Below are 2,643 nucleotides of genomic sequence, written 5' to 3' on the forward strand. Positions count from 1 at the left end.
GTATCCTATGGCGGTCTGCTGAAAATCAAGCACAAAGAATTAAATTTAGACGATGCAGAAGATGGCGATTTAGTTCAGACTGGCGATGAAAAAATTTCAGCTGACGAAGAAAAAGCAAATTCAATCATGGCGATATGGAACTTTGAAAAACAGAATTATTTTTTGAAGCACTGATTATTTTCAGTGCTTTTTATTTTTCATTTTTTATTAAATTAGCCCCTGCAGGAACTAGAAGCAATCAAACAGCATGTTTGCCCATTTTTTCATGAAATCGAAGATTGCATGTAAATGGGCAGTGTCTAAAAAATCGTGGACACTGATGAAAATTAAAATTTATATATTTCGCTCATATTTGCGTTTTAAGAGCCGTTTTTTATTCTCGAGTACTTTTTACTAGAAAAACACTTAAATCGTCTTAAATAAGCTTAAAATTAAAAATAAACATAAAAAAGCGACTGACAAAAAAACATTAGAAATCTTTTATGCCGAGAAAACTTTTTGTGAAAGAAAAGACCCTTCAAGTACACTTAACGGAGTGGGCCCACCAGGGCGTTTTTTTCTGGTGGGCTCATCTTCGGGAAGTTTGAAGGGTCAAAGTTTCTACACAAAAAGGAAATTGGAATAAAAATTAATCTATAGAGTGAAAAAGTTTCAAAATATACAGAAAGTGTTATTATATATTTGTAGTTTTAAAAAATACAGGAGGTTTCATATCTCTAAGAAAATGAAATTTATTGGAAGCACTGTTCTTGCGTCTTCTTTATTATTTACAGGTTTTGTTCAAGATACTCATGCTGAAGTTAAATCGGGTAATGATTTGAATTCGAATGATAAATTATCAAAAGAAAGTGTTGAAAAAATCGAAAAGACATTGGGAAGTTTTGAGTTAAACCAATCTGGTATTCAAGAAAAAACTATTAATTTAGGAAATAATAAAACGGCTGTAGTTGGACTGGAATATACACCGACTGTTAGTAATTCAAAAGATGGTATGTTGAGAGCTGCATCTTTACAAAATGGAAAATATAGAGCGTATTGGACAACTGGAGTGTTTAACTGCGAATTTCGTTTTATAGTTAGTAATAATAAAATTACAAAAGCGTATGATGGAACTTATTCGGGAATTGGTGTTAGTGTAAAATCAGCTAATTTAAAATTAGATTCTTCTAAACAAGCCACTTATTATTTTGAATTTGGAACTCCTGTTTGGGATTTTGGTGGATGGAATGGTTGGTTACGTGCAAAAATTGATAGTAATAATAAAATTTCATATACTATCAAATAATATTATTTTAAAGGGTTGATTTATATGGGTATTCAAATGTTAATTATGCTTATTTTAAGCATTTTAGTTATAGGTGGAATTGTTACAGCGGTATATAAATATTTTACAAATAACTATCAAAAAAAATAAATAAAAAAACGATCACTATAAACATAGTGATCGTTTTTTTATAGAATTTTGCAACGCAAAATTCGTGTTTCTTCTTGTCTTGATACTATATAGAAATAACGAGATTTTTTTAAAACAGCTTAACCCGTTGATAAGACAGGTGTCATCGTGATTTTAAGTGTATAAAAAAATTGACATAAAAAAACCCCAGATGTAAGATTAGATTGTCTAGAAATAATCAGAACATTTGGAGGTCTTTTTATGCGTAATTTAATGAAACCGACCAAGAAAGGCGGTTTTTCTAATGCACTATAATCATACAAAATTTATTTCTAAAAATCAAGGCAATGAGATTTTAAGAGATTATACGAAGTCCGGGAAAGTTCGTCCCTGGCAAGAAAAGAAGATGGGTAATGTCACTTATGCCGAACTTCTCGAGATCTTGAAGATAAAGAAAGCTGAAAATGTGCGGCATTGCGGTCATGTACTGGAGTTTAAGGCGACTGATGAGGGCTATTTAAAACTTTATAAGACATGGTTCTGTAAGTCGAAATTATGTCCTGTCTGCAACTGGAGGAGAGCAATGAAGAACAGTTATCAGACGCAGTTGGTCGTTAACGAAGTTATCAAGGAGAAACCATCAGCACGCTGGCTGTTCATGACTTTATCCAATCGTAACTCGGTTGATGGCGAAAGTCTGGACACCAGTTTAAGAGAACTGACACAAGGCTTTAATCGGCTGATGAAATATAAAAAAGTTGAGAAGAATCTTGTCGGATTCATGAGAACGACAGAGGTCACTGTCAACAAGAAAAACGGCTCATACAATCAGCATATGCATGTACTTTTGTGTGTTGAAAGTAAATTTTTTAGAGGTGCTGACAACTATATTCCTCAAAAAGATTGGCTTCAGATGTGGCGGAAAGCCCTTAAAGTCAATTATGAGCCTGTGCTTAATATCAAAGCGATTAAGCCTAATTCAAAGGGTGATAAGGCGATTGAAGCTGCAATTAAAGAGACAGCAAAATATTCAGTGAAAGCAAGTGATTATCTGACGAATGACCAAGAAAAAAATCTAGAAGTCGTAGCTGATCTGGAACAGGGTCTTTACAAGAAACGCATGGTATCCTATGGCGGTCTGCTGAAAATCAAGCACAAAGAATTAAATTTAGACGATGCAGAAGATGGCGATTTAGTTCAGACTGGCGATGAAAAAATTTCAGCTGACGAAGAAAAAGCAAATTCAATCA

At 33.3% G+C, this 2,643-nt stretch carries 2 protein-coding genes and 1 pseudogene; all 3 read left to right on the plus strand.

Annotated elements, in window-relative coordinates; genetic code table 11:
* Nucleotides 1-174 (plus strand): annotated as a pseudogene (locus ERX35_RS11625) (protein rep); the annotation flags it as partial.
* 550 nt (nucleotides 175-724) lie between these two features.
* On the plus strand, nucleotides 725-1,285 hold the full coding sequence (locus ERX35_RS11220) for a DUF5626 family protein (protein WP_149459971.1): 561 nt from the start codon (nucleotides 725-727) through the stop codon (nucleotides 1,283-1,285).
* Between the two features lie 412 nt (nucleotides 1,286-1,697).
* A partial coding sequence (locus ERX35_RS11225; RefSeq protein ID WP_149459972.1) for a protein rep occupies nucleotides 1,698-2,643 on the plus strand: 946 nt, incomplete at its 3' end.

The sequence above is a fragment of the Macrococcus equipercicus genome (assembly GCF_004359525.2).
Classification (GTDB): domain Bacteria; phylum Bacillota; class Bacilli; order Staphylococcales; family Staphylococcaceae; genus Macrococcus; species Macrococcus equipercicus.